The organism is Nocardia sp. NPDC058666 (genome assembly GCF_042714895.1).
GTDB lineage: Bacteria > Actinomycetota > Actinomycetes > Mycobacteriales > Mycobacteriaceae > Nocardia.
Genome location: NZ_JBHXRY010000001.1, coordinates 1396353 through 1423105 on the forward strand (window position 1 = coordinate 1396353; position 26753 = coordinate 1423105).

General features: G+C 68.3%; 24 protein-coding genes. 10 read left to right on the forward strand and 14 right to left on the reverse strand.

Going from position 1 to position 26753, the window contains the following annotated elements:
- The first annotated feature begins 62 nt into the window (after positions 1-62).
- The 3 genes from ACFWVD_RS06430 to ACFWVD_RS06440 all read left to right on the forward strand — a co-directional run bounded on the left by ACFWVD_RS06430 (position 63) and on the right by ACFWVD_RS06440 (position 1784).
- Positions 63-653 (forward strand): TetR family transcriptional regulator C-terminal domain-containing protein, encoded by a 591-nt coding sequence (locus ACFWVD_RS06430; RefSeq protein ID WP_379240899.1) that lies wholly within the window; start codon positions 63-65, stop codon positions 651-653.
- A gap of 80 nt (positions 654-733) precedes the next feature.
- Complete coding sequence (locus ACFWVD_RS06435; protein ID WP_379240900.1) at positions 734-1474, forward strand: SDR family NAD(P)-dependent oxidoreductase; 741 nt, start codon at positions 734-736, stop codon at positions 1472-1474.
- A 97-nt stretch (positions 1475-1571) separates the two neighbouring features.
- Positions 1572-1784: a 4-oxalocrotonate tautomerase family protein gene (locus ACFWVD_RS06440; RefSeq protein ID WP_379240901.1), complete on the forward strand. Its 213-nt coding sequence runs from the start codon at positions 1572-1574 to the stop codon at positions 1782-1784.
- A gap of 108 nt (positions 1785-1892) precedes the next feature.
- Here ACFWVD_RS06440 and ACFWVD_RS06445 read toward each other — a convergent pair whose 3' ends face one another.
- From ACFWVD_RS06445 to ACFWVD_RS06475, 7 genes are all read right to left on the reverse strand, one after another.
- The gene (locus tag ACFWVD_RS06445) at positions 1893-2558 is read right to left on the reverse strand and encodes a Fic family protein (RefSeq protein WP_379240902.1); all 666 of its coding nucleotides are present in this window, start codon (positions 2556-2558) and stop codon (positions 1893-1895) included.
- A gap of 34 nt (positions 2559-2592) precedes the next feature.
- Entirely contained in the window at positions 2593-2790 is a 198-nt protein-coding gene (locus ACFWVD_RS06450) for a pentapeptide repeat-containing protein (RefSeq protein WP_379240903.1), read from the reverse strand.
- Positions 2720-3301, reverse strand: a complete 582-nt coding sequence (locus tag ACFWVD_RS06455; RefSeq protein WP_379240904.1) for a hypothetical protein — start codon at positions 3299-3301, stop codon at positions 2720-2722. The genes ACFWVD_RS06450 and ACFWVD_RS06455 overlap by 71 nt, the downstream gene beginning before the upstream one ends.
- Before the next feature lie 109 nt (positions 3302-3410).
- Positions 3411-4613: an adenosylmethionine decarboxylase gene (gene speD / locus ACFWVD_RS06460; RefSeq protein WP_379240905.1), complete on the reverse strand. Its 1203-nt coding sequence runs from the start codon at positions 4611-4613 to the stop codon at positions 3411-3413.
- A 7-nt stretch (positions 4614-4620) separates the two neighbouring features.
- Positions 4621-5724, reverse strand: a complete 1104-nt coding sequence (locus tag ACFWVD_RS06465) for a type III PLP-dependent enzyme (protein ID WP_379240906.1) — start codon at positions 5722-5724, stop codon at positions 4621-4623.
- A 105-nt stretch (positions 5725-5829) separates the two neighbouring features.
- Positions 5830-8328, reverse strand: a complete 2499-nt coding sequence (locus ACFWVD_RS06470; RefSeq protein ID WP_379240908.1) for a DEAD/DEAH box helicase — start codon at positions 8326-8328, stop codon at positions 5830-5832.
- Between the two features lie 18 nt (positions 8329-8346).
- Positions 8347-9300 carry a proteasome assembly chaperone family protein gene (locus ACFWVD_RS06475; protein ID WP_379240909.1) on the reverse strand — a complete coding sequence of 318 codons (954 nt, stop codon included), beginning with the start codon at positions 9298-9300 and terminating at the stop codon, positions 8347-8349.
- A 195-nt stretch (positions 9301-9495) separates the two neighbouring features.
- Here ACFWVD_RS06475 and ACFWVD_RS06480 point away from each other — a divergent pair, with 195 nt between their 5' ends.
- Both ACFWVD_RS06480 and ACFWVD_RS06485 read left to right on the forward strand, forming a co-directional pair.
- Positions 9496-10212: a sensor domain-containing protein gene (locus tag ACFWVD_RS06480; protein WP_379240910.1), complete on the forward strand. Its 717-nt coding sequence runs from the start codon at positions 9496-9498 to the stop codon at positions 10210-10212.
- A gap of 147 nt (positions 10213-10359) precedes the next feature.
- Complete coding sequence (locus ACFWVD_RS06485; RefSeq protein WP_379240911.1) at positions 10360-11523, forward strand: DUF4192 domain-containing protein; 1164 nt, start codon at positions 10360-10362, stop codon at positions 11521-11523.
- A gap of 79 nt (positions 11524-11602) precedes the next feature.
- Here ACFWVD_RS06485 and galE read toward each other — a convergent pair whose 3' ends face one another.
- Positions 11603-12583 carry a UDP-glucose 4-epimerase GalE gene (gene galE / locus ACFWVD_RS06490; RefSeq protein WP_379240912.1) on the reverse strand — a complete coding sequence of 327 codons (981 nt, stop codon included), beginning with the start codon at positions 12581-12583 and terminating at the stop codon, positions 11603-11605.
- Positions 12584-12586: 3 nt separating this feature from the next.
- Positions 12587-13273 (reverse strand): metal-dependent transcriptional regulator, encoded by a 687-nt coding sequence (locus tag ACFWVD_RS06495; protein ID WP_379241001.1) that lies wholly within the window; start codon positions 13271-13273, stop codon positions 12587-12589.
- 129 nt (positions 13274-13402) lie between these two features.
- Here ACFWVD_RS06495 and ACFWVD_RS06500 point away from each other — a divergent pair, with 129 nt between their 5' ends.
- Positions 13403-14644, forward strand: a complete 1242-nt coding sequence (locus ACFWVD_RS06500) for an acetoin utilization protein AcuC (RefSeq protein WP_379240913.1) — start codon at positions 13403-13405, stop codon at positions 14642-14644.
- Positions 14637-17609 (forward strand): GNAT family N-acetyltransferase, encoded by a 2973-nt coding sequence (locus ACFWVD_RS06505; protein ID WP_379240914.1) that lies wholly within the window; start codon positions 14637-14639, stop codon positions 17607-17609. The genes ACFWVD_RS06500 and ACFWVD_RS06505 overlap by 8 nt, the downstream gene beginning before the upstream one ends.
- Positions 17610-17723: 114 nt before the next feature.
- Here the strand turns inward: ACFWVD_RS06505 and ACFWVD_RS06510 are convergent, their stop codons facing one another.
- The 3 genes from ACFWVD_RS06510 to ACFWVD_RS06520 all read right to left on the reverse strand — a co-directional run bounded on the left by ACFWVD_RS06510 (position 17724) and on the right by ACFWVD_RS06520 (position 21283).
- Entirely contained in the window at positions 17724-18692 is a 969-nt protein-coding gene (locus ACFWVD_RS06510) for a sigma-70 family RNA polymerase sigma factor (RefSeq protein WP_379240915.1), read from the reverse strand.
- Positions 18693-18861: 169 nt separating this feature from the next.
- Positions 18862-20361 (reverse strand): methyltransferase, encoded by a 1500-nt coding sequence (locus ACFWVD_RS06515; protein ID WP_379241002.1) that lies wholly within the window; start codon positions 20359-20361, stop codon positions 18862-18864.
- 181 nt (positions 20362-20542) lie between these two features.
- Positions 20543-21283, reverse strand: coding sequence for a VOC family protein (locus tag ACFWVD_RS06520; RefSeq protein WP_379240916.1), 741 nt, complete (start codon positions 21281-21283; stop codon positions 20543-20545).
- 197 nt (positions 21284-21480) lie between these two features.
- On the opposite strand from ACFWVD_RS06520, the gene ACFWVD_RS06525 reads away from it, so the two are divergent.
- Positions 21481-22824, forward strand: a complete 1344-nt coding sequence (locus tag ACFWVD_RS06525; RefSeq protein WP_379240917.1) for an MFS transporter — start codon at positions 21481-21483, stop codon at positions 22822-22824.
- On the opposite strand, the gene ACFWVD_RS06530 is transcribed toward ACFWVD_RS06525, so the two are convergent.
- On the reverse strand, positions 22795-23202 hold the full coding sequence (locus ACFWVD_RS06530; protein WP_379240918.1) for a DUF3099 domain-containing protein: 408 nt from the start codon (positions 23200-23202) through the stop codon (positions 22795-22797). The genes ACFWVD_RS06525 and ACFWVD_RS06530 overlap by 30 nt on opposite strands.
- 83 nt (positions 23203-23285) lie before the next feature.
- Here ACFWVD_RS06530 and ACFWVD_RS06535 point away from each other — a divergent pair, with 83 nt between their 5' ends.
- Positions 23286-23528 carry a DUF3039 domain-containing protein gene (locus ACFWVD_RS06535; protein ID WP_379232005.1) on the forward strand — a complete coding sequence of 81 codons (243 nt, stop codon included), beginning with the start codon at positions 23286-23288 and terminating at the stop codon, positions 23526-23528.
- Here ACFWVD_RS06535 and ACFWVD_RS06540 read toward each other — a convergent pair.
- Positions 23495-24655 carry a YihY/virulence factor BrkB family protein gene (locus ACFWVD_RS06540; protein WP_379240919.1) on the reverse strand — a complete coding sequence of 387 codons (1161 nt, stop codon included), beginning with the start codon at positions 24653-24655 and terminating at the stop codon, positions 23495-23497. The genes ACFWVD_RS06535 and ACFWVD_RS06540 overlap by 34 nt on opposite strands.
- A gap of 173 nt (positions 24656-24828) precedes the next feature.
- Here ACFWVD_RS06540 and ACFWVD_RS06545 point away from each other — a divergent pair, with 173 nt between their 5' ends.
- The gene (locus ACFWVD_RS06545; RefSeq protein WP_379241003.1) at positions 24829-26556 is read left to right on the forward strand and encodes a DEAD/DEAH box helicase; all 1728 of its coding nucleotides are present in this window, start codon (positions 24829-24831) and stop codon (positions 26554-26556) included.
- The last annotated feature ends 197 nt before the right edge of the window (positions 26557-26753 follow it).

Sequence of the window (26753 nt, forward strand, 5' to 3'; positions counted from 1 at the left end):
TCGCTGACGTCTCCGCCACGCGCGGTTGCCATAAGTAGACGACCGGTCGTATAGTTGCCCGCATGGCACGACCACGGCGCAGCGACGACACGCGAGCCCTTCTCATCGAGGAGGGCGCGGCCGATCTGCTGTCCCACGGCTATCACGGCACCGGCATCAAGCAAGTGCTCGACAAGGTCGGCGTGCCGAAAGGCTCGTTCTACAACTACTTCGACAGCAAAGAGACGTTCGCGCAATCGGTGATCGAGCATCACGCCCTGTGCATCCAGCGCAACCTCGCCGACGCCTTCGGCTCCACCGACGACCCCCTGGTAGGCGTGCGCACCTTCTTCGAACGTCAGACCGCCGAGTTCGTGCGCACCGACTTCACGGGTGGCTGCCTGCTCGCCAATCTCGCCGCCGAGCTCGAGGGCAGTGACGTACTGCGCGAAGAACTGTCGACCGCCTGGACCGGCTGGCGCGACGGTGTCGCGGGCGCCCTGCGTGCCGCACAGACCGCCGGTTCGGTGCGCGACGATATCGACGCGGTCGACCTCGCCGACCTGCTGCTCGAATCGTGGGAGGGCGCCGTGATCCGGATGAAACTGCAGCGCACCGTCGAACCGCTGCACAAATGCCTGAAACGTCTGCTGGACGACTACTTCCGGCCCTGATCCGGGTCGGGTGGAGCGCCCGGGTCGTCTGCTGTCCATTCCAAGACGACCGGTCGTATCAAATGAGAGGGAAGACGATTATGTCCACCATCAAGACGGTCATCGTGACCGGATCCTCCAGTGGGATCGGGCGCGATATCGCCCGTGCCTTCGTCGCGCGGGGCGACAATGTCGTGCTCAACGGGCGCGATCCGGACAAGCTCGCCGCGGTGGCCGCCGAACTGGGCGCCCCCGAGCGCATCGCCGTCGTCGTCGGCGATATCGGCTCGCCCGCAACGGGTTCGGCGTTGGTGACCGCGGCCGTGCAACGGTTCGGTCGGGTGGACGTGTTGGTCAACAACGCGGGCACCTTCGCGGCCAAGCCCTTCACCGAGGTCACCGACGAAGAACTGACCGGCTACCTCGACGGCAACCTCAAGGGCACGTTCTTCACCACGCAGGCGGTGGTCCGCCGACTGCGCGAGCAGGGCGACGGCGGCAGCATCGTCAATATCGGCACCGTGCTGGTCACCCACGCCCTCGCGGCCATCCCCGCGTCCGCGCCGCTGGCCAGCAAGGGCGCGGTGCACGCGCTGACCACCAGCCTGGCCGCCGAACTGTCCGCGGACGGAATCCGCGTCAACGCCGTCGCGCCCGGCTTCGTGCGCACACCCCTGCTGGCAGATGCCGACGAAACCGCGTTCGGCGCCCTCGCCCTGCTGGGTCGCCTGGGCGAAGTCGCCGAAACCACCGCCGCGGTACTGCATCTGGCCGACGCGCAGTTCACCACCGGGCACATCCTGCCCGTCGACGGCGGCTTCATCTCCGGCCGAGCAGCCTGATTTTACGAGATCGATTCGTACACAACGGGTTCGGACCCGCAGCACATCGAACCTGGCTCATTCTGAAGTAGCTGCACCCACCGCGAAAGGACACACCATGCCGTACGTGAATATCAAGGTCACCGATGAAGGGGTCACCGTCGAGCAGAAGGCGCAGCTCATCAAGGGCGTCACCGATCTGCTGTTCGACGTGCTCGGCAAGGACCCCAACCTCACCTTCGTGGTCATCGACGAAGTGCCGCTGACGGATTGGGGTGTGGGTGGGCTGAACGTGGCGGAGTTCCGCGCCAAGCACGCGGCACAGGATTAGACGCTCGGTGAGCCGGGACACGTGCCCGGCTCACCGGCTCCGCTGGTTTCGAACCTCGAAAAACCGGCCTTGCACCACCGGCGGCCGGAACCATCCGGGCCGCGATGCCTACCTACGTCGATCGTCGAGGGCTGTGAGTCCGTGGGAGCGAAGGAGTTCCTTCACACCGTCGCGCTCGTCGCGGATATATGCCAGGGCGAGACGGTCGTTGAACTGGTCCGACAGGCTCGGATCGTCCTCGTCGACGGGGACAACCAGCAGCATCTCCGTATCCGCGTCGAGCAGCAGCTTGTTCGCGACGAAGATGGCCGTGCGCTTGTTGCCGTCTTCGAAAGGCTGGGCCTTCGAGAGCTCGACAAACACGTCCAGCGCGTTCTCGGTCACGTCGTCACTGCACGTCGTGCGGTCGAGAAGGCGTTGCAAGTCTTGGTCGGTCATGGCGGCGGGTTCGTGGCGGCCGTACCTGGTCTTGACGCCGATCTGTTGGTCGGCGGTCCTGAGTTTGCCGGGGTGCAGCGCGGCACTACGGGTGAGCTGCTGATTGACGGCTCGGACGAAGGCCGCGTCGACGGGGCCGCCGAGGTTGTCGATGATGAACTGCGCCGCGTCGCGCAGATCCTCGAGCAGTGCGAGGTCGGATCGCGACGTGACGCCTTCGAGGCTGCCGGAGCGCAGGAAGTTCTCGGTGTCGAGGCGGCCGGTGGAGAGGCCGTCGAAGACCTTGCCCGAGGAGTACACCACTCCGGCGAGGTCGACGACGTCGATGCGAGTCACGATGCACTCCTTGGTCGGCTAGCGATCGGGCAGGTCACGCTGGTGTGAAGTCTGTCGGCCGAACGGTTCTGGCATCGTGAATGATTCCGGCGAGGTTGGCCCCGGTCAAATTTGCGCCAGTGAGATTCGTCCCGGACAACGGCGCGAATCTGACGATCGGTTCAGAGCGGGCCGTCGAATTCGACCGAGGCGTCGAGCGCGAACCAGCCCATCGATGACAGATTCCCGCCACGCTTTTTCCGGTAGGTGGGCCCCAGCCACAGGCCCGGCTCGACCTCGCGCAGTTCGTCGTAGACCCTACGCAGGGGGCCGGGTGTGCCCACGCGGGGATCGGCGTAGTCCAAGCGTACGACTGCTCGGCCGTCGAATGCGGACTCGCCCACCGTCGCAACGAAATTCAGGGCTCGCATGCCGCCGAGTAGACGTAAGACGTTGTGTCCGTATGCCATCCCACCGTCCACGTGACGAAAAGACTTCGCTACCCAGAAGTAGCCGGGGCGTCTCATCAACGCGCCCAGGACTCGGGTGCCGGGGACGGGGAACGTTCGCATCACCAGGTCGCCGGTCAGGTGGGTGAAGTCGACGGTTTCCGGTGCGGCGGTGAACATTTCCGCGAGCGCGGGGATGCCCGCGGCGGACAGCGCGTCCAAGCGGGGGCGATGGGGTGACGGTCGACAGACCGGCATCGAGCCGGTTTCCGACGAGGGTGTCTGCGGCAGGGGCGAATTCGAGGGGTCCAGCACCCTCGCATCCTGCCAAACATCGCCGGCCCGAGCACGGCGAAATCGAGCGCAGGCCGAAACGACAACGGACCGGGACGCCGTACAGCGTTCCGGTCCGTTGCGGTATTGCCTAGCGCCGCAACGCGTACGGCTCGATCGCGCCACGCTCCAACGCACGCGCGTCGATCGTCTCGGCCCGGTAGGGCAGCAGCGCGAGACGGTCGCGCATGCCACGCACCGGGTCGTCGATCTTCTCGTTCAGGCCGAACAGGAAGGTCCACTCGTGCTCGTCGGAACCGTAGGGGACCACGGTGGCGAACTGCTCGGTGAACCGGCCCCAGGACCGCTTCAGCGTTTCGTTGCGCCACATGGTCGCGCAACCGGCCTGGGCGGTCAGCACGCCGCCGGGGGCCAGCAGGGCCTTACATCGGGACAGGAATTCCGACTCGTACAGGCGGTTGTGCTGGGCATCCTCGACGCGCTCGTCGGGCAGATCGATCACGATCACGTCGTAGCGGGTGCCCGCCTCCTGCGCCTTCGCCAGGAAATCCCAGCCGTCGGCGTAGTGCACGTGGATCGGGCCCTCGTGCTTCACAGCGGCGGTCAGCTCTTCGGTGGTGTAGCCGTAGGGCAGGTGCTCGGCGCACAGCTCCACTTCGCGCTGATCGATGTCGACATGGTCGACCAGGGTCGCCCCGGCCGCCACCGACATCTGCGACGCCACACCCTCACCGGAACCGATGATCAGCACCCGATCCAGCTTCTCCGCGAGCACGAACGCCGGGACCATCATGGCCTCGTGGTAGGTGATCTGGGAGAACTCGGTGGACTGGCGATCGTCGTCGGAGAACAGAGAGATGCCCTGATCGGTGCGCGCGATCACCATGTGCTGGTACGGGGTGTTGGTGTCCACGATCACCTCGTGCAGATCCCAGATCCGGGTCAGGCCGTCGCCCACCGGTTCGTAGATCTTCTCGGCACCGTGCCCACGCTGCACCGTCTGCATCCGAACGGTGGTGGGGGACAACTTGTCTCGCAGCAGTTCGACTGCCTTCGTCGCGCCCGCGCCGATGCTGCCGCAGGTGAACACGTCGACGAAGATGTCGCCGGACTCCGGATAGGTATGAATCGAGGCGTGAGACTCCGCCAACAGCGCGAGGACGGTCACCCCCTGCGGATCGAACTTTTTATGGACGACTTCGCAGATGGTGACGCCCGCCGCGAGCAGCGAATCACGCAACGCCGATTCGAGTCGTTCGAGGTCGTCGCACAGGGCGGTGTCGACGCCACCGAACTCGGCCAGCACATGCCAACCGGTGAAATCCGCCGTCATGGCAAACTCACTCTCGCTCAGCGCCCTGGACATGAACGGTCAAGGGCGGAAAACCATTGAAGGACACCGACGAATAGCTCGCGGTATAGGCGCCGGTGTGCAGGATCTGAATGCGGTCACCGGCTCGCAACGTGGTCGGCAGAAGGACCTTCGTGCGTTGATACAGTACATCGTCGCCATCGCAGGTCGGACCCGCGACCACCGCCTCAGCCACCGGATCGCCGTCGCGATCGGTGACGAAACGGTAGGCGATGTACTCGTTCTCCGTCTCGGCCATACCGTTGTATCGGCCGATGTCGAGATACACCCAGCGCCGACCATCCGGCGCGAAACGCACGCCGACGACCTCGGCGTGAATAGTGCCCGCGTTACCCACCAGCGCACGGCCGGGTTCGACGATGACGCCGGTGGCGGCGGGCAGGAACTGCGCGGCGGCGGCGCTGATGGCCGCGCCGATCGCGTCGAGTTCGGGGGCGGCGGCGGCGTAGGAGATCGGCAGACCGCCGCCGACATTGACCGCGGTGACGCGAATGTCTTTGTCGGCCAAGGCTTGCACGATCTCACCGGCTTGCTCGATGCCGATCCGCCAGGCGGCGGGATCCAGCTGCTGGGAGCCGACGTGAAAATAGGGGCCACCGACCGTGAGGCCCAGATCGCGGGCGCGCACCAGCAGGCGCAGGGCCTCGGCGGGCGCGCAACCGAACTTGGTGCCGAACGGGGTGCGGGACTCGGGCGCGCTGGACAGGAACCGGCACTCGACCTCGGCGCCGGGCGCGTGCTCGGCGATGCGGACCAGGTCGTCTTCGGTGTCGAAGGCGTAGCGGCGCACACCCAGCGCGAAGGCGCGCGCGATGTGGGCGGCCTTCTTGATGGGGTTGCCGTAGCAGAGCTTGTCGGGGGATACGCCCAGCGCGAGGCACTGGTCGATCTCGCCGATGCTGGCGACGTCGAACTCCGCGCCCTCGTGGTCGAGCAGGGTGATCAGTTCCGCCACCGGCGCGGCCTTCACCGCGTACCTGATCCGAGTACCGGCGCTGACGGCGGCATGCAGGGTTCGGTAGTTGGCACGCACCCGCTCGGGGTCGATGACAAGGTACGGCGATTCGGGCACGGAGGGAAACTTTCGGTCGGCGGCCGAGAGAGACTATCAGCGGCGCCTACCCAACAACGAATCCGTCAAACCTTCGTCATCTTCGTCATAGGTGACAGGTATTACTCAACCCGCGGCGACTGTGACCTCGTCGAACACGACCTCGCCCGCGGCGTCGGACTCCTCGAGATCCACGATCGCGGTCAGCGCCCAGCCGTGATCGCCGGCCGGGTCGTCGATCACCTGACGCACATGCCAGAAACCGGGCCGCTGCTCCACCTGGAACAGGGCCGGGCCGCGCGCGTCGGGGCCGGTGCCGATGGTGGCGTACTCGTCGAAGTAGGGGGCGAGGTCTTCGGCCCAGTCGGGGCCGGTGCCCAGTTCGTCGAGTTCGTACCAGCGGCGGCGCGAGGCCAGTTCCACGCGACGGAACATGGCGTTGCGCACCATGATTCGGAAGGCGCGTTCGTTGGCGGTGATGGGTCGCACGGTTTCGGCGCCGAACGCGATCTGTTCGGTGTCGTTCTCCGCGCCGGGGTTGGTGAGCTGTTCCCATTCGTCGAGCAGGCTCGAATCGACCTGGCGGATCAGCTCTCCCAGCCATTCGGTGAGGTCGCCGAGGTCTTCGGTGCGCGCGGAATCGGGCACGGTGCGGCGCAGGGCGCGGTAGGCGTCGGCCAGGTAGCGCAGCACCACGCCTTCGGAGCGGGTCAGTTCGTAGTGTGAGATCAGTTCGGCGAAGGTCATCGCGCGCTCGATCATGTCGCGCACCACCGACTTCGGCGACGGCGCGAACTCCGACACCCACGGGTGGCCGGTGCGGTAGGTCTCGAACATCGGGTCGATCAGCTCGGCCAGGGGTTTGGGCCAGGTGACTTCCTCGAGGAGTTCCATGCGCTCCTCGTATTCGATGCCGTCGGCCTTCATTTCGTTGACCGCGACACCACGGGCCTTGTGCTGCTGGGCCATCAGGAGTTGGCGCGGGTCTTCGAGGGTGGCCTCGATCAGGGACACGACATCGAGTGTGTACGTGGGGCTTTCGCGGTCCAGGAGGTCGAACGCGGCCAGTGCGAACGGGGACAGTGGTTGGTCCAGCGCGAAGTCGCGTTGCAGGTCCACGGTCAGGCGGGCCATGCGGCCGTTGGCGTCGGGTTCGGAAAGTTGTTGCACCACACCGGCATCGCGCAGCGAACGGTACAGGCGGATGGCGCGCAGGATGTGTTTGCGTTGCGCGGACCGTGGCTCGTGGTTCTCTTCGAGCAGGTGACGCATGGCGTAGAAACAGTTGCCGGGGCGGGCGATCACGTTGAGCAGCATGGAGTTCGTGACGCCGAAACGCGACACCATCGGTTCGGGCGGGGCGGCGATGAGACGGTCGAACGTCTCCTCGCTCCACGACACGAAACCCTCGGGTGGCTTGCGGCGCACCACTTTTCGCTGCTTCTTCGGGTCGTCGCCGGCCTTGGCGAGCAGGCGGGTGTTCTCGACTTCGTGCTCGGGGGCCTGCACGACCACCGTGCCCATCGTGTCGAAACCGGCACGGCCCGCGCGGCCCGCGATCTGGTGGAACTCACGGGCTTTGAGCCTGCGGGTGCGCACACCGTCGTACTTGGTGAGACCGGTCAGCAACACCGTGCGGATCGGCACGTTGATACCGACGCCGAGAGTGTCGGTGCCGCACACCACCTTCAGCAGGCCGTCCTGGGCGAGCTTTTCCACCAGTCGGCGATATTTGGGCAACATGCCCGCGTGGTGCACGCCGATGCCGTGGCGGATCAGGCGCGACAGGGTCTTGCCGAAGCCGGTCGCGAAGCGGAAATCGCCGATGGCGGTGGCGATCGCCTCTTTCTCCGCGCGGGAGGCAAGGTTCACGCTGGTCAGCGCCTGCGCGCGTTCCAGCGCGGCGGCCTGGGTGAAGTGCACGACATACACCGGCGCCTGATGGGTGGACGCCAGCTCTTCCAGCGTTTCGGTGATGGGGGTGCGCACGTACGAATAGGTCAGCGGCACAGGACGTTCGGTGCCCGCGACGACCGCGGTCGACCGGCCGGTGCGCTTCTCCAGATCGGCGGCGAAGAAGTCCACTTCACCCAGAGTCGCCGACATCAGCAGGAACTGGGCGCGCGGCAATTCGATCAGCGGCACCTGCCACGCCCACCCGCGATCGGGATCGGCGTAGAAATGGAACTCGTCCATCACGATCTGGCCCACCGGCGCATCGGCGCCCTCGCGCAACGCCAGGTTGGCCAGGATCTCGGCGGTGGCGCAGATGATCGGGGCGTCGGCGTTGACCGCCGCGTCGCCGGTGACCATGCCCACGTTCTCCGCGCCGAACACGTCGCACAGCGCGAAGAACTTCTCGCTCACCAGGGCCTTGATCGGCGCGGTGTAGTAGCTGCGCTGCCCGTTCGCCATCGCGAACAGGTGCGCGCCCACCGCCACCAGGGACTTCCCGGAGCCCGTCGGGGTCGCCAAGATGACATTGGACCCCGACGCCAACTCCATGAGCGCCTCGTCCTGCGCCGGGTACAGGGGCGTGCCCTTCTCGGCGGCCCACAGCGCGAACGACTCGTACAGGGCGTCGGCGTCGGTCCCGGGGATTTCCAGCAGGTCGGTCAGGTCCACTCCGCCAACCCTAGTGGGTTAGACGGGTCGATCCTTACCGTCGTTGGAGGTGTCGTCGTAACCGCCCTGCTCGGCCAGGAACCGCTCGAACTCCGCGCCCAGCTCCTCGCCGCTGGGCAACTCGCCATCGGCGGCCAGCAGGCTGGACTGGCGTTCCTGCGCGGTGACGAAACTGTCGTACTGGCGTTCCAATGCCGTGACGACTGTCTCGACCTCCTCGTTGCCCGCGATGTGCTCGGTGACCTGTTCGCGCACGCGCGCGGCGGCCTCGCCCAACGCCGACAACGGCAGGTCCAGGCCGGCGTTCTCGGCGACGTTCTCGAGCAGGGTCTGCGCGGCCTCGGGGTAATCGGTCTGGGCCAGGTAGTGCGGCACATGCACCGAGAACCCCAGCGACTCGTGACCGTGCTGCCCCATCCGGTACTCGAGCAGCGACGACGCGCTACCGGGCACCTGCAACTCGCCCGGCCACCGCTGATGTTCGCCGATCAACGTGTTGTCCGAGGCGTGCGCGGTCACGCCCAGCGGGCGGGTGTGCGGGATCGCCATCGGGATCGCCGACAGGCCGATCGTGCGGCGCACGCCCAGCTGTTCGGCCAGCAACCGCACCGCGGTGGTGAACTTCTCCCAGCGCAGATCCGGCTCCAGACCCGACAGCAGCAGGAACGGGGTACCGGCGGTGTCGCGTAGCGCCCACAGGTTCAACTCCGGCTCCGCGTAATCGGCGAAGTGGTCGGTTTTGAACGTCATCAGCGGGCGACGCGAACGGTAATCGAGCAGCTCGTCGACCGCGAACGACGCGACCAGCTCCGACTCCAAACTCTCGCGCAGGTGTGTGGTCGCCAAGCGCACGGCGTGTCCGGCGTCGGTGAAACCCTCCAGGCCGTGCACCAGCACCGGGCCCGCACCGTCGTCCGAGGACAACTGCGGTGCCGGGAACTCCAGTTCGTACATGTGCGACTGGTCATCCATCGCGTTTCTCCTTCCTGCGCGGTCCACCATCGCGACACGGGGTGGGGAAGCGGATCTCCATTGTCCCCCACGACAGCTGTGCGATCGCACACGGCCGGGACGGCTCGTCCTGGTAGGCAACAGTGAGTGTGTGTCGCGCATTCCCGCACGGCGTGGCGCGCGGGACGAAGTCGGTGGTGGGGCACAGTGAAGGGTGTGAATGTGGCGCGAGCGACAGTCGTCGGTGACCCTGGTCTGCGGCGCTGGTGGCTGGGGTTGGCCGCGGTCTCGTGTGCGCTGACCGGGTGTGGGGACAGTGTCAGCGGGACGCCGGTGGCCGAGAGTGCGGTGTCGGTGCAACACGTGGACGCGACGTTGTCGCAGTTGCTGCCCGCACCGTCGCAGTTTCCCGCGCGGTATCCGGCGGTGGTGTTGCCCGCGCACGCGGCGACGGCGGCCGCGGGTGATCTCGACGGCGTGGGGGCGGGGGATACGGTCAGTCCGGCGCAGTGCGCGCCCATCGAGCCCGAGCCGGGTGGGGAGCCCGCGGCGGTGGCGGTCGGGACCGACGACGCGAGCAGGAACACGCTGACCGTGGAACTGTCCCGCAGCACCGAACTGGTGTCGCGGTTGCGTGATCAGCTGCGCGGATGCGGGCAGATCCAGGTTGCGCGGGCAGGAGCGGGTTCGACAGTCACCACCGTGCTCGACCAGGCCGTACCCGCCGGTGCCGACGATGCGATAGCGTTGCGGCGCACCGTGGTTCCCGATGTCGGCGGCGCCGGGTTGACGCAGACCATGCAGACCTCGGTCGGCCAGATCGGTGACGTGCGGATCACCGTCACCTCGATGACTTTCGGTGCGGGACAACCGGATACGGCCGCCGTCGAGGAGATGTTCGCCACTACCGTCGCCTCCGTGCGCGGCAGCTGAAACGGCTAGCAGCAGGGTGTGACAAGTTCGCTGTTCGCGCGACGCCGTGACCGGGAATTGTCCACAGCGTCGGCGCTATCCACAGGCTCGAGGAAAGCCCAGGTCGCGTAATCGGGCATGTGCTGCGCGGTGGGCATCGTTGCGGCCATGACCTCTTCGACGAACCGCACCCGCCGCGCCCAGCGCACCGGACCATTCGCCCGCGCACTCGGCTGCGCCGAACCCATCCCGCGCTACCCGGGCGGACTGCCACGCCCGTCCCTGCACGTCGACGAACCCGGCGAACTGATGGCCGCGCTGCCCGCGATGCTGGGCTTCGTGCCCGAACGGTCGCTGGTGATCGCCATCCTGCACATCCTGGCAGGGGGCTCCGAGGGGATCGAGTCGGTGGTGCGCTTCGACCTCGACGTGGCGGTCGACATGCACCGTATCGACCAGTTCATCGCCTGCCTGTTCGCGATCTGCGAGCGGGAGGAGGCGACCGGGGTGCTGGTGGTCGTCGTGGACGACTCGGGCGAGTTCGAGGGCGCGGAAGTACTGCGGGCCTCGGCGCTGGTCGACGTGCTGGAAGACGGAGGTGTGCCGATTCGTGGGGCCTGGTCGGTGCCCACGGTCACCGCGGGCGAGCGGTATTACAGCGTGCACGGCAGTGTCGGCACCGGCCTGGTCGCCGATCCTGGTTCGTCGATCGTGGCGGTGTCACATGTGTTGGACGGCAAGCAGATTCGCGGATCCCGCAACGAGATGACCGCGCTGATGATGCCCGACGACCTGATGCGCGCACGCGTGCGGGCCCGGCTGGACGCGGCCGACGAGCGCTACCGCGGCGGGCTGAGCGCGGCCGCGCACGTCGGGAACACCGAGGGATACCAGCGGCAGGCGCTGGAATGGGTGCTGTGGCAGATCGCCGACACCGCTTCCGGCGCACCGCGCGCGGAACGCGAACTCGCGCGACTGGCCGCGACCCTGCGTGACCGGCCGATCCGCGACGCCATGTACGGGCTGGCGCTGGGCGACCACGCCGAGGCGGCCGAGCAACTGTGGGCACAGTTGGCCAGGGCCACGCCCGGCACCGACCGGGCCGAAGCCGCGGCCCTGCTGGGATTCAGCGCTTACCTGCGCGGCGACGGACCGTTCGCCGGCGTCGCGATCGCCGCCGCGGTCGAGGCGGACGCGCACCACTGCATGGCGGTGCTGTTGGAAACCTCGCTGCAGACCGGGTTGCGACCCGAACGGCTACGCCGACTCGCGCACTGCGGTCACCAGATCGCCGCCGACCTGGGGGTCGACATCGGCCCGATCTCCCTGTGAGACAGGCGATTCGGTGTGTATCGCCGGTTTCTCGGCGGGCAGTACGGTTGCTCGGTGGATGGGATACCGAGCGGGTGACTCAGCGGGCGCTGTGAGCCTTGTCGCCCAGCGAGCGCAGGAAATCCCACGCGTCGGAGACGATCTCGTCCAGGTCGTTGTGCTGCGGCTGCCAGCCCAGTTCGGCCACGGCACGGTCGCTGGACGCGATCAGCACGGCCGGGTCGCCCGCGCGGCGCGGCGCGTCGATCGTCTCGATCGGCAGACCGGTGACCCGCTCGCACGCCGAGATCACTTCGCGCACCGAGAAACCGGTGCCCGAACCCAGATTGCAGATCCGGTGCGTGCCGGGCTGCGACGACGCCAGCGCCAGCAGATGCGCCTGCGCGAGATCGCGGATGTGGATGTAGTCGCGCACGCACGTACCGTCCGGCGTCGGCCAGTCGGTGCCGTACACGGAAATGGCCTTGCGGTGGCCCAATGCCACCTGCAACACGAGGGGGATCAGATGCGTTTCCACCACCCGGTTCTCGCCCAGGCCTGCATAGGCACCGGCCACATTGAAGTAGCGCAGGCTGGTCGCGGCCAGATCATGCGCCGCCGCGTACGAGGTGATCGCATGATCGATGGCCAGCTTGCTCGCACCGTAGGGGTTGGTCGGTGCGGTGCGCGAGGCCTCGGTGATCGGGACCTGCTCCGGTTCGCCGTACACCGCGGCGGTGGAGGAGAACACCAGGCGCGGGGTGCCCGTCTCCCGGATCGCCTCGAGCAGCGTCAACGTCTTCACGACATTGCCGTGCCAGTACTTCTCCGGCTTCTCCACCGACTCACCGACCAGCGACTGCGCCGCGAAATGCAGGACACCGTCGAAGGATTCGGCGCGCAACAGGTCGGGGGCGGCCTGCGCGATATCGCCCTGCACGAACCGGGCACCGGCGGGCACACCGTCGGCGTTACCGGTGGACAGGTCGTCGACGACGACCACCTCGTGGCCCTGCTCGAGCAGCACGGCGGCACAGCCGCCACCCACATAGCCGGCGCCGCCGGTGACAAGAAGTTTCACGAATCAGACCAGCCTCACCTGGACGGCATGCGCCATCTCTTCGGACAGTTCGAAACCGTTGTGCCCCGGCACCGTGATCAGTACCGCACCCGGCTTGGTTTCCACGGTCACGCGCGCATCGGGCACCACGCCCGCTTCACGCAACCGCCCGATCACCTCGGGATCGGTTTGGATGTGCTCGGCCAGCCTGCGCACGACCACCGCGTGCAGCGCGCCGTTGGGCAGATCCGACAGTCGGATCAGCTTCTCCTCCACGACGGGCGCGTCGGCCAGACCCAGTTCGTCCAGGCCCGGAATGGGGTTGCCGTAGGGCGAGGTGGTCGGGTGGTTGAGCACCTCGATCAGGCGCCGCTCCACCTCCTCGCTCATCACATGCTCCCAGCGGCACGCCTCGGCGTGCACGTTCTCCCAGTCCAAACCGATGATGTCCACCAGCAACCGCTCCGCGAGCCGGTGCTTGCGCATCACCGACACCGCCATGGAACGGCCCTTGTCGGTGAGCTCGAGATGGCGATCGCCGGCCACGAGCAACAGGCCGTCGCGCTCCATCCGCGCGACCGTCTGGCTCACCGTCGGACCACTCTGCTCGAGGCGTTCGGCGATGCGCGCCCGCAAAGGCACCACGCCCTCTTCCTCGAGGTCGTAGATGGTACGGAGATACATCTCCGTGGTGTCGACCAGATCCTTCACCTGATACCCCTTCGTCGCCACGAATTCTACCCACGTTGCAGCACCGCTCCGTCCGCCGGACCAGCGGCACTGTTTCTACTGCATGTCAACCACGCACGGGGCGTGCTGCTTCCGGCTAGCGTGGCGAACATGGTCACGCCGCCGCGCAGGCAACACACGGGGACCGTTCTGTGGACCGAGCGATTCCTCGGCTACACGTGGAGTCGCGAGCATCCGATGAAACCGGCACGCCTGCAATACACCATGTCACTGGCCGAGAGTCTCGGTGTGCTCGACGGTGTCGAGCCACTGTCGCCCGACGCCGCCACTGCCGCAGACCTTATGCGAATCCACAGCAGCTCCTACATCGAGGCGGTGCGCCGGGCAGGCGAGGGCCCGCCCACTCCCGAGGATGCGGTCTATGGGCTGGGCACCGCCGACAATCCGGTGTTCCCGCACATGCACGAAGCGGCGTCGGTGATCGTGGGTGGCACCCTGGCCGCGGCACGGGAGATCGCGGCAGGGCGAACCCAGCGGGCGGTGAGCATCGGCGGCGGAATGCACCACGCCATGCCCGATTCCGCGGCGGGGTTCTGCGTCTACAACGATGCAGCGATCGCCATCTCGTGGTTGCTGGACCACGGCTTCGACCGCATCGCCTACATCGATGTCGACGTCCATCACGGCGACGGTGTGCAGCGCGCGTTCTATGCCGATCCGCGCGTGCTCACCATTTCCCTGCACCAGCATCCGGCGACGTTGTGGCCCAACACCGGTTGGCCCGAGGAGACCGGGGTCGGGGCGGCCGAGGGCACGTCGATCAACCTGCCGCTGTTGCCCGGCACGCGAGACGCGCAGTGGCTGCGCGGGTTTCACGCGGTGGTGCCCAGTGCGGTGGCCGCGTTCCGGCCGCAGATCATCGTCAGCCAGTGCGGCGTGGACACCCATCGTGAGGATCCGCTCGCGGATCTGGAACTCACCGTCGACGGTCAGCGGGCGGCGTTTCTGGCGATGCGCGACCTGGCCGACGAATACGCCGAAGGGCGGTGGCTGGCCATCGGCGGCGGCGGATACGGGGTGGTGCGGGTGGTGCCGCGCGCCTGGACGCACCTGCTCGCCGCGGCGTTGGACCGCCCCCTGGCCCCCGAAACGTCGGTGCCCACCGACTGGATCGAGCAGGTGCGCGAATACGCGCCGCGGGTGCAACCGCCCACGACCATGGGCGACGGTGGCGATACCGCCTACCGGGCGTGGGACGGGCCCGGCGGCACACCCGAGATCGGCGACGCGGGGCAGATCCGCGCGCAGCGAGCGATCGACACGGCCATCACGGCCACCCGACGGGCGAGCTTCGGCCTGTTGGGGCTGGACCCGGAGGACCCGCGTGACTGAGCCACTACTACCCGACACCTCCGACACACCCGCGAATCCGCCCGCGCCACCCCAACATTGGTACGCCGATGTGCTGGCCGCCGACGGGGGAGTGGTCCGGGTTCGGCCGATCGTGCCCGACGACGCCGACGCACTGGCCACCTTTCACACCGGACTGTCGGATCGCACCCGCTATCTGCGCTACTTCGGTCCGTACCCGCAGATTTCACCGAAGGACATGTACCGCACCACCCACGTGGACTACCGCGACCGGGTGGGTTTGGTTGCGGTCCTTGGTAGTTCGATCATCGGCGTGGCCCGCTACGAACTGCTGCCCAGGCCGGGCTCGCGTGCTGCCGAGGTCGCGTTCGTGGTCGCCGACGAGCATCAGGGGAGAGGGCTGGGCTCGGTGCTGTTGGAACACCTGGCCGGCGCCGCCGCGGAGAACGAAGTGGTCGCGTTCGTCGCCGAGGTGTTGGCCGAGAACGAAGCCATGATCACGGTGTTCCGCGAGGCGGGCTACCAACTGCAACGCAGTCGCGACGGTGCCGAAGTGCACCTCGAATTCGCCATCGACCCCACCGAAGCGCTACGTACCGTGCGTGATTCGCGCGAGGCGGCGTCGGAGGCTCGCAGCGTGGGCAACCTGCTCGCGCCCGGTTCGATCGCGGTGATCGGGGCGTCACCGGAACAGACCCGGGTGGGTGGCGCGGTGCTGGCGAACCTGCTGGCCGGTGGTTTCAGCGGACCGGTGTTCCCGGTGAACCTGCACCGGCGCTCGGTGCGTGGTGTGCGCGCCTACGCCACGGTGCGGGAGATCCCCGATGAGGTAGACCTTGCCGTCGTCGCGGTGCCGCCGGCCGCGATCGGGGCGGTTCTCGACGACTGCATGGCCAAAGGTGTCAAAGGCCTGGTCGTGTTGACCGCGGGCTTCGGTGAGACCGGGGCGGCCGGGCTGGCCGCCGAGCACGATCTGGTCGCCGCCGCCCGCGCGCACGGGATGCGCGTGGTGGGGCCCAGTGCGCTGGGCATCGCCAACACCGACCCCGCCGTCGGGCTCAACGCCACCCTGGCCCCGGTGCTGCCCGAGCGCGGCCGCATCGGTTTCTTCTGCCAATCCGGGCCGCTGGGCGCGGCGATCCTGCGCGAGGCCGCCGCCCGCAACCTCGGCCTGTCCACCTTCGTGTCCGCGGGCAACCGCGCCGATGTCTCCGGCAACGACCTGCTGCAGTACTGGGACACCGCCGCCGACACCGAGGTGATCCTGCTGTACCTGGAGAGCTTCGGAAACCCGCGCAAGTTCTCCCGCCTGGCCCGCCGGGTAGCGCGCAACAAACCGATCGTCGCGGTCAGCAGCGGTCGCCTGGCCGCGGGCGCCGACATGGACCGCACCGTGGTCCGCGACCTGTTCGGCCAAGCCGGAATCATCCAGGTCGACTCCATCTCGGAACTGTTCGACTGCGCCGCCCTCCTTGCCAACCAGCCCCTGCCGACCGGCTCCCGCGTCGCCGTGGTCGGCAACAGCGCAGCCCTGAACTGGCTGGCCATCGACGCCGCCCGCAGCGAAGGACTCCACATCCACCGCCCCGCGACAGCCGTCGACCGCGGCCCCGGCGCGCGCCCGACCGAGCGGGGCGCGCGGAGCGTACGACCGGCCGAGCATGGTGATCGACCGAGCGAGCAGGGCTCGGACGGTGGGCAGTCGACCGAGCAGCGCAGGACCAGGGCCAGGTGGGCTGAGTGGGGCGCGGACAGCACGCGGAGAACGGTGCGGGATGCGCGGCGCGCCCAGTCGGCTGAGCAGGACCCGGACCCTGCCGGGGCACAGGACTCCGCCTCGCTCACCGAGCAAGGTGCCCAGCGGAACGCTGATGTCGCGCCGGTCGAGGGGCCGGTGGATTTGGGGCCTGAGGCCACGCCCGCGGACTTTCGGGAAGCGGTACTCGCCGCATTGCGCAGTGATCAGGTCGACGCGGTGATCGTGGTGGTCGCACCGCCGGTGCCGGTGCTGATGGAAGGGTTCGGGGACGCGCTGCGGGCGGCGGCCGCGGCGGCGCCCGATAAGCCGGTGCTGGCGACATTCGTTGCGGAAGCGGGCATTCCGCCGCAATTGGCGGTGCGCACCACCGCGGGCGCACCGGCGCGGGGGTCCATTCCGTCATATCCCGATCCCGAGCGTGCGGCTCGGGCCCTGGCCAGGGTGCACCGGTATGCGCGCTGGCGGGATCGGCCGATCTCGCCGGTGGTGCGGCCGCCCGGGATCGACACCGCGACAGCGGCGGCGCTGGTGGACGGGTGGCTGGCTGAGTCTGGTGGACGGTGGCTCACCGATGAGGAGGCCGCGCGATTGCTCGGGTGCTATGGCATCGACGTGGTCGAGTTCCGGGCGGTGCGCGATGCCGAGCAGGCGGTGGCGGCCGCCGAGGAACTCGGGTATCCGGTCGCGGCGAAGGCGACCGGTGAGCTGTGGCGACGTCGACCGGATCTGATCGGGGTGCGCCTGGACCTGTGGGGGCCCGACGCGGTCCGCCAGGCCTACACCGACCTGGTGCAGATCTGCGGTGACCCGCTGCTGCACGTGCAGAAGATGGCGACCAAGGGTGTGGGGTGCGTGCTGAGCGTCACCGACGACCCCTCGTTCGGGTCGGTCATCCAGTTCGGCCTGTCGGGCATGATCATCGACCTGCTCGGCGACCGCGCCTACCGCGCACTACCGCTGACCCAGCAGGAGGCCACCGCACTCATCGACGCCCCCCGCGCAGCCCCGCTGCTGTCGGAAGGTCCAGGCCGCACCGGCGTCGACAAAGCCGCGTTAGCCGAACTGGCCCAACGCATCTCGGCCCTGTTCGACGACATCCCCCACCTACGAGAACTGTCCTGCGATCCCGTTCTGGCCGCCTCTGCCTCAGCGGAAATCATCTACGCCCGTGCCCGAATCGGCCCAGAACCCAGCCGCTTCGACACAGGCCCCCGCCGCTTGGCCTGAGCCGCGCGGTGGGTGGACGAACAACGCCGACCGGCTCGCGACCCGGAGGGGAGGGTGCGCGGGCGCCGGTCGGCGTTTCGGCAGACGACCCCTGGGGGCCGTCGAGTTCTGGGGTCAGCTGGCGTAGGCGCGCAGACGGTCGGCGCGGTCACCCTTGCGCAGCTTGGACATGACCTCGCGTTCGATCTGGCGGACCCGTTCGCGGGACAGGCCGAACAGCTTGCCGATCTGGTCCAGGGTGCGCGGCTGGCCGTCGTCGAGGCCGAAACGCAGGCGGATGACCTGCTGTTCGCGCTCGTCGAGGGTGGCCAACACGCTGCGCACGTCGTGGTGCAGCAGGCCCGCGATCACGGCGCTCTCGGCGGAGGTGGCCTCGGAGTCCTCGATGAAGTCGCCCAGCGGGGCCTCTTCGTCGTTGCCCACGGGCATGTCCAGGCTCACCGGGTCGCGGCTGTGGTCGAGCAGGTCGGCGATCTTCTCCACCGGGATGCCCGACTCGTTGGCCAGTTCGGCGTCGGTGGCCTCGCGGCCCAGCTGCTGGTGCAGTTCACGCTTGATCCTGGCCAGCTTGTTCACCTGTTCCACCAGGTGCACGGGCAGCCGGATGGTGCGGCTCTGATCGGCCATGCCGCGCGTGATGGCCTGGCGAATCCACCAGGTCGCGTACGTGGAGAACTTGAAGCCCTTCGCGTAATCGAACTTCTCCATCGCGCGGATCAGCCCGAGATTGCCCTCCTGGATCAGGTCCAGCAGGGGCATTCCGCGGCCGGTGTAGCGCTTGGCCAGCGACACGACCAGACGCAGGTTGGCCTCGAGCAGGTGCGAACGGGCGGCAGAGCCCTCGCGGACCAGGATCGCCAGATCGCGCTTGCGCGCCGCCGTCAACCGCTTACCGGTGGCGAGCAGGTTCTGGGCATACAGACCCGCCTCGATGCGCTTGGCCAACTCGACCTCGTCGGCCGCGGTGAGCAGTGCCGTACGGCCGATACCATTGAGGTACACGCGGACCAGATCGGCTGCGGGGCTCTGGGCGTCGATATCGGCCTCGCTGGGGCGCAAACGAGTGGTGGCGGGGCTTGTCATGACTTGCCTCCTGTCGGTGGTGTCTTACTCCGATCAACGGACCCGACTTAGAGAAAGTTCCCGATCTCGTGCGCGATAAACCGCTCTGAGCTGCTGGTTAGTACCTCAACGGCTGAGAAGTTCCTGAGAAGGGTGCCGCGATCGGAACTGCTGCCCACCGCGGGGCGGTTCAGACGGGCCGCACCAGTCCGTGCCGCACCAGTCCGGCGACCACCCCCAGCGCCTGCGCGGCGAACTCCGGGGTGACCTGCTGTTCTCCGTCGGCGATGGCGAGCAGTTCGATCAGTTCGTACAACGGCAGCCCGTCGGGCCGCATTCCCGCCACCAGCGCGACCGTGGACCCGTCGACCTCGTGCTGCCAGGCCGGCCCGTCGCCGCGATGCAACCGGGCCACCTGTTCGGTCCAGCCGAACTCGCCGGGCAGGTAGACCCGTTCCAGCGCGGTCGCCGGGCTCGGCGCGAAACGGGATGTCCACGCGAGGTTTTCGTCGAGGGAAACCGCCCGCAACCACGCCGAACGCGCGAAGTACCCGGCCACCTCGGTGCCCAGCGGGTCGTCGAAACCGTGGGTGAGGTCTTCGGCGAGCAGTTCGGTCGGTCCGTCGATCGAGCGCAGGTACACGAACCCGAATCCGATACCTTCCACATCGGCGTCGTCGAGCGCGTCCAGCCAGCGGGCGGCCTGCTCCTGGGCGGCCGGGTCGCGGGGGTCGAGGCCCGCGTCACGCAGCCAGGTGCCCACGTACAGGGCCGGATCGGCGACATCGCGCTGCACGACCCACGCGTCGACACCGTGCGCGGGCAACCAGCTCGACACCCGCTGCCGCCAATCCTGGCCTTCCACGTGAACCCACGCGGCGAGCATGGCTGCGGTACCGCCGGGAGCGAGCAGGTCGGGCGCCTGGCCGATCACCAGTTCGCTGGCACCGTCCAGGGCCAGGCCGGAGTCGCGGTAGGTGTGTTCGATGCGGGCCGGACCGACCACGAACGGCGGATTGGCCACGATCTGATCGAAGCGACGCCCGGCCACCGGCTCGAACCACGAACCCTCGAGCAGTTCGATATCGAGTTCGTTGAGCACCGCGGTGGCCCGCGCCAGCCACAGGGCGCGCGCGTTGACGTCGGTGGCGGTGACCTTGCCCGCGTACCCGGCCGCGTGCACGGCCTGCACACCGCAGCCCGTGCCCAGATCCAGCACCGTGCCGACGGGTTCGGTGGGGGTGGCCCGCAGCAGCGACAGCGACGCGTGCCCGACGCCGAGCACGTGGTCCTCGGTCAGCGCGCGCCGTCGCATCGAATCGTCGAGATCGGACAGGATCCAGCGGGTACCCGCGCCGGCGTCGAGGGGCCGCAGATCCAGTGCGGCCCTGATCTCGTCACCGTCGCTGGTGAGCAGCCCCGCCGCGACGGCGTCGTCGACGCGCACCGGCGCCAAGGCCGCGGCCACTTCGCGGATGGGCAGCGCGTCGCCCAGCAGCAGCAGTCGCACCAGCGTGCCCAGTTCACCGGCGGCGCGCGCGGCCCGACGTACCGGCACCGGCTCCGAACGGCTCAGCGCCGCATGAACATCGGGCCCCAACACCTCCACCAGGCTGTCGGCGTCGTAACCGACCCGGATCAGCGCGGTGCGCAGGTCCGGGCACAGCGCGGTGAGCAGGGATCCGGTCATCGTGGGGTTCGTAGGCACCCGATCACTCTGCCAGCATCACCGGCGCCCACTTCGACCAGCTCGCACTGCGTGTCGCGCTGATTACGTCGAGCCGCCCCAGCGGATCAGGCAATAGGCGGGCGCGCTCATTCGGCCGAGCTGGTAGCGGCGACCTGCCGACGATGAGCGGGCTTCGGTCAGCTCAACCGGTGTAAGGGTCTCGGGACGTGACGCAGTAGAGGGCGTTTCCGGGGTCGCGCAGCACTATCCAACGTTCGGCGTCGGTGACGCGGGTGGCGCCCAACGATTCGTGCCAGGCGGCGGTGGCGGTGATATCGGAGGAGGCCAGGTCGGCGTGGGCGCCTGCGGGGCGGGGCTCGTCGAGGCGTTGCAGCAGGAAGTGCAGTGGTTGGTCGGGGCCGCGTAGGCGGGAGAACTCGGGGCGTCTGCCGCGCTGGGGTGTCCAGCCGGTGAGGGACTGCCAGAAGGCGGTGTCGGCATCGATGTCGTCGGGGGACAGGTCGAGACAGATCTGGTCGAGTCGCGACACCGTGCCGTCGGGTGCGGTGGAGACGGTGACCGGCACCGAATCATCCAGTGCCACTCGACGTTCGGTCGGCGTGAAGCAAAAGGTCTGTCCCGCAGGCGAGTTCATCACGGTGAAGTCGGGCTGCACGGTGACCACGCGGGCACCGAGTCCGGTCGCGACGGTCACGGCCGCGGAAATGTCGTCGACATCGAGATCGAGATGAATACCGCCGTCATCGCCGACCGCCTGCATCTTGAGCCACGCGGGCCCAGTAGCAGGCAGCAGTGTGACGAACTCGTCGTGTTCGCCGCGCCGCGCCGACAGGGTGGAGCCGGTGACCTCGGCCCAGAAGCGCGCGCAGTCGTCGAACGTGTCGGCGGGTCGGTCCAGAAAAGCCCAGGTCCAGCGAATCACGCTGTCTCCCTTCCCCGTCGAGTGTGCAGGCAGCGCCTGTCGTTCTGTCCGAACGGTAGGCCGCGCGGACCCTGCTGTCGATACCGCTGTCGCGCGTCGCCATCGTCTGGCAGCGCGCCCACCGGGTTGGCGGATATCGGCGAAACGTGTCACCCCGGCCACTCGCTCGTCGCGCGCCGATCCGGCATTCTGACCAAGTGACCGATTTACGCGCGCCCCTGCCGCCCACCGGCGACGACCCCGCCGACAGCCGCACCGGCACAAACACCCCGGCGCGCGGCCGACTGCACCCCGCCTGGATCGTGGCGGGCGTCGGCTTCGTCGCCCTGCTCGGCGCGGCCGCGTTCCGGTCGGTCCCCAGCGTGCTCATCGAACCGCTGCACACCGAATTCGGCTGGTCGCACGCGACGATCTCCACCGCGATCTCCCTGAATATGCTGCTCTACGGCTTGATCTCACCGTTCGCCGCCGCGCTGATGGACCGCTTCGGCATCCGCAAGGTCGTGTGTTCGGCGCTGGTGCTGATCGCCGCGGGCAGCGGGCTGACCGTATTCATGACGCAGGCGTGGCAGTTGGTGGCCACCTGGGGACTGCTGGTGGGTATCGGTGTCGGGTCGATGTCCATGCCGTTCGTGGCCACCATCACCGGCCGGTGGTTCGTTCAGAGTCGCGGCCTGGTCACCGGCGTGCTCACCGCCGCGGGGGCCACCGGTCAGCTGGTGTTCCTGCCGCTGGTGGCCATGCTCGCGCACGATCACGGCTGGCGGTTGCCGTCGCTGCTGGTGGCCGCGGTGGCCCTGTCGGTGGTGCCGTTGGTGTGGCTGTTCGTGCGCGACTACCCCAGCGACGTCGGTGTCCAGGCCTACGGTGCGCCCGCGGATTCGACTGCGGGCGTGCGGGTTCCGATCGCGGGCGGTGCCAATCGCGCGTTGACAGTGTTGGCATCGGCCGCGCGCACACCCGGATTCTGGCTGCTGGCAGGCGGTTTCGCGATCTGCGGTGCGTCGACGAACGGCCTGGTCGGCACGCACTTCGTCACCGCCGCCCACGACCACGGCATGCCGCCGACCACCGCGGCCGGACTGCTGGCGCTGGTCGGCATCTTCGATATCGCGGGCACCATCGCCTCGGGCTGGCTGTCGGACCGCGTCGACCCGCGCTACCTGCTGTTGGGCTACTACTCGCTGCGCGGGCTGTCGCTGCTGATCCTGCCGTCGCTGCTGGGCCCACACACGCAACCCAGCATGTGGGTGTTCATCGTGTTCTACGGCCTGGACTGGATCGCCACCGTCCCGCCGACCGTGCTGCTGTGCCGCGAACTGTTCGGCGCCGACGGCCCGATCGCGTTCGGTTGGGTGTTCGCCGCCCACCAGGTCGGCGCGGCCATCGCGGCTACCGGTGCGGGCTTCATCCGCGACGTGCAGGGTTCCTACGACCTGGCCTGGTACGTGGCAGGAGCGTTGTGCGGCCTCGCGGCCATCATGTCGATGCTGGTCCGCAGACCGAAAACCTCAACTGTCGATGGACTTGTGCTGCCCTGATTCCAGCGCCGTCTGGCTGGAATGACCGTCCCAGCGACTGGGCTCGTTCTTGGTGCGCGGCGGTCGATCATTGGCGATCAACACCGCGATCCACGGCAACGGCACCGACGCCGCGATGATCAGAATCGACAGCAGCGGATTCTCGAACGCGCTGTACGCGATCGCCGCCAACACCAGGCACGGAATCCGGAACGCCATGATGAACGTGTACCGGCGCACCCTGGCGCGATGCTGATCGTCCAGCGACGGCGCGGCCTCGGTGATCAGCACGGCGTGTTCGGCGGGCAGGGGACGGAAGAACCCGCGCGAAGCCGTGGGCTGCGCGGGTCCGGTTACCTCGGGTTCGTCGGCGTCAGGGGTCTCGCCGTGGGACTGCATACCCCCGAGTCTTCCACTGCGCGTCACGCGGCGCACACGCGGCTGGTCAGCGGTGCGCGCGCGGGATGCGGCATCATGGAGGGGTGAGTACAGACACTCTGGTACGCCCGGAAACCACGACCGACGAAACGACCAGCGACGACACCCCCAAATTCTTCCACTACGTGAAGAAGGACCGGATCGCCGAAAGTGCCGTCATGGGCACGATGGTCGTGGCCCTGTGCGGCGAGGTCTTCCCGGTGACCCGCTCGGCCAAGCCCGGCTCGCCCGTGTGCCCCGACTGCAAGAAGGTCTACGAGGGTTTGCGCAAGGGCGGCGACGACTGAGCTGAACGTTCGATCGGTGACGCTGGTGCCTGCGGACAGGCCCCAGCGTTGTCGTCGTGCTCCTCGTCGTCCTCACCACGCACCTGGCTGGTGATCCACTCCTTCACCTGCTCGATCCGGGTCGCGCGCGCGGGCCAGAACTCCTGCACCGCGGCGTTGAACTCCGCGCCCAGGATCACCGCGAAGCCGAGAAAGTACGTGAACAGCAGGAACGCGATCGGCGTGGCCAGCGCCCCGTAACTGACCCCGGTGGCACTGATCGCGGACAGGTACCGGCGCAGCAGGTCGCTGGCGGCCATGAAGAACACCCCGGCCACCAGCGCGCCGCCGAACAGTCGATGCCACGGCAACGACTTGTGCAACGCCAGCTTGTACAGCGTGGTCAGCCCCACGATCAGCAGCAGGCCCACGATCGGGTAGTAGAACGTGTCGACCAGCCGCAACCCCGGCTCACGCCACGATTCGGGCAGCACCCGACCGATCCGGGTGGGACCCAGCGCGATCACCGGCAGGATCAGCACCGCCGCCACCACGAACTGCACATACAGCAGCAGCGCGAAGATCCGCTGCCAGACCGGATGCCGGGCATCCTGCTGACCGTGCGCTTCCACGATCGCGTCCACGAAGGTCGACATCGCCGACGACCCGGCCCACAGCGACAGCACGAAACCCACCGACACCACCGCGCCGCGCCCCTTGCCCAGCACGTCGTCCACGGTCGGTTCGATCAGATCCGACACCACCGACGGGCTGAAGAAGTCGCGGCTGAACGCGATGATCTTCGCCTCCACGATCTCCAGCGTGTCGGGCCCGAACAGCCCGCCCACATAGCCGAGGCTGCCCAGAATGCCCAGTAACAACGGCGCCAGCGACAGCGTTTGCCAGAAGGCGGCTGCCGCGGACTTGGTGAAGATCGAGTTGTCCCAGCACTTGGTGGCGACCCGGACCACCAGCCGCCACGCGGTCGCCGACCAGCGCAGCCACCGTCGTTGATCGCTGCGGCGTTGCCCGGCAGCGGGCACACCGGCCGACGGGCGCGCGGGGGCGGCGCCGGGCGCGAGCGCGCGCGGCGGGTGCGTCGCATCGACGGCGGGGACCTGGTCGTTGTTCATCTCGGTGTCAAGCATGTCTCACGAACGCGGTCCGTGTGGCGCGGCCCAGGCATCGTGTCGGCGGGTAACAGGTAAATGGTCGGTGAGCACGCGCGTCGCTGTGATGCCTGTCGCCCACCCCGCGTCGGTTTGGCGACACGCCGTAGCGGGCGGCTAGGGTCGTGTGCGTGACTGGGTCGGGTGCCGCCATGGCGAAGCAAGCGGGGACACCGGGCGAAACTGTTGCCCCCTCGGGTTCGTTGCGTGCCTGGCAGCGGCGCGCGTTGACGAAGTACCTGGCCACCAAACCGCGTGACTTCCTCGCGGTCGCCACCCCCGGCGCCGGTAAGACCACCTTCGCGCTGCGGGTTGCCGCGGAGTTGCTGGCCGATCGCACGGTGGATCAGATCACCGTGGTCGCCCCCACCGAACACCTCAAGCACCAGTGGTCCTCCGCCGCCGCGCGGGTGGGAATCCAGCTGGATTCGCGGTTCTCCAACTCCACCGGCGGCACCTCCGGCGACTATCACGGTGTCGTGGTGACCTACGCCCAGGTGGCCGCGCACCCCACCCGCCACCGCGTGCGCACCGAGAACCGGCGCACGCTGGTGATCCTCGACGAGATCCACCACGCCGGCGACGCCAAGACCTGGGGTGAGGCCACCGAAGAGGCGTTCGGCGACGCGACCCGGCGCCTGGCGCTGACCGGCACCCCGTTCCGCAGCGACGACTCCAAGATCCCGTTCGTCACCTACGAACCCGACGAGGGCGGCTTCCCGCGTTCGCGCGCCGACCACTCCTACGGCTACTCCGACGCGCTCGCCGACGGCGTCGTGCGCCCCGTGGTGTTCCTGGCCTACTCCGGCGACGCGCACTGGCGCGACAGCGCGGGCGAGGAACACACCGCTCGCCTGGGCGAACCGCTCAGCGCCGAGCACACCGCACGCGCCTGGCGCACCGCGTTGGACCCCGCGGGCGACTGGATCTCGGCGGTGTTGCGCGCCGCGGACACGCGACTGCGTCAGCTGCGCGCGTCCGGTATGCCCGATGCGGGCGGACTGGTGATCGCCACCGACCAGGAGCGCGCCCGCGACTACGCCGAACTGCTCGAACACATCTGCGGCGAACGACCCACGGTCGTGCTGTCGGACGACCCGCAGTCCTCGCAGCGCATCGGCGAGTTCGGCAAGGGCACCCAGCCGTGGATGGTCGCGGTGCGCATGGTGTCCGAAGGCGTGGACGTGCCGCGCCTGGCCGTGGGCGTGTACGCCACCAGCGCGTCGACGCCGCTGTACTTCGCGCAGGCCATCGGCCGTTTCGTGCGTGCCCGCAAACCCGGCGAGACCGCCAGCGTGTTCCTGCCGTCGGTGCCGGTGCTGTTGGACCTGGCCGCCCAGCTCGAACTGCAACGCGACCACGTCATCGGCAAGCCGCACCGCCCCAAGGACGGCCTCGACGACGAACTGTTGATGGACGCGAACAAGACCAAGGACGAGCCCGGCGAAGACGAGAAGTCCTTCGTGGCACTGGCCGCCGACGCCGAACTCGACCAGGTGATCTACGACGGCTCCTCCTTCGGCACCGCCACCATCGCGGGCAGCGACGAGGAAGCCGACTACCTGGGCATCCCCGGCCTGCTCGACGCCGACCAGATGCGCGCGCTGCTGCGCGACCGCCAAACCCGTCAACTGGCCGACCGCTCCGCCCAAGAAACCGCACCCCCGCCCGCCGCCGTCGCCGAACGCGTGGCGACCTCGGACAAACTGGGCGAACTGCGCCGCGAACTCAACAGCCTGGTCGCCATGCACCACCACCGCACCGGCCAACCCCACGGCGTGATCCACGGCGACCTGCGCCGCGAATGTGGCGGCCCGCCAACGGCTTTGGCGTCGGTCGATCAACTGGTCGAACGAATCGCGGCATTGCGTCGCCGGTAATACCCGACGGGCGGGGTACTAGTGCCGCGTCCGGAAAGGTTGATGCGGTAACCGCTCGGGGTGGCGGGTTGATCCGTGGCCGGTGACCGGTGATGCTGCCCAACGGAGGTGGTGCCGGTGGCTCGCAAGCCGGATGTGTTCGTCAGAGCGGTAACCCCAGAGGAAGGCCGCAAACTCGCCCAGATCGCTAGGCGCAG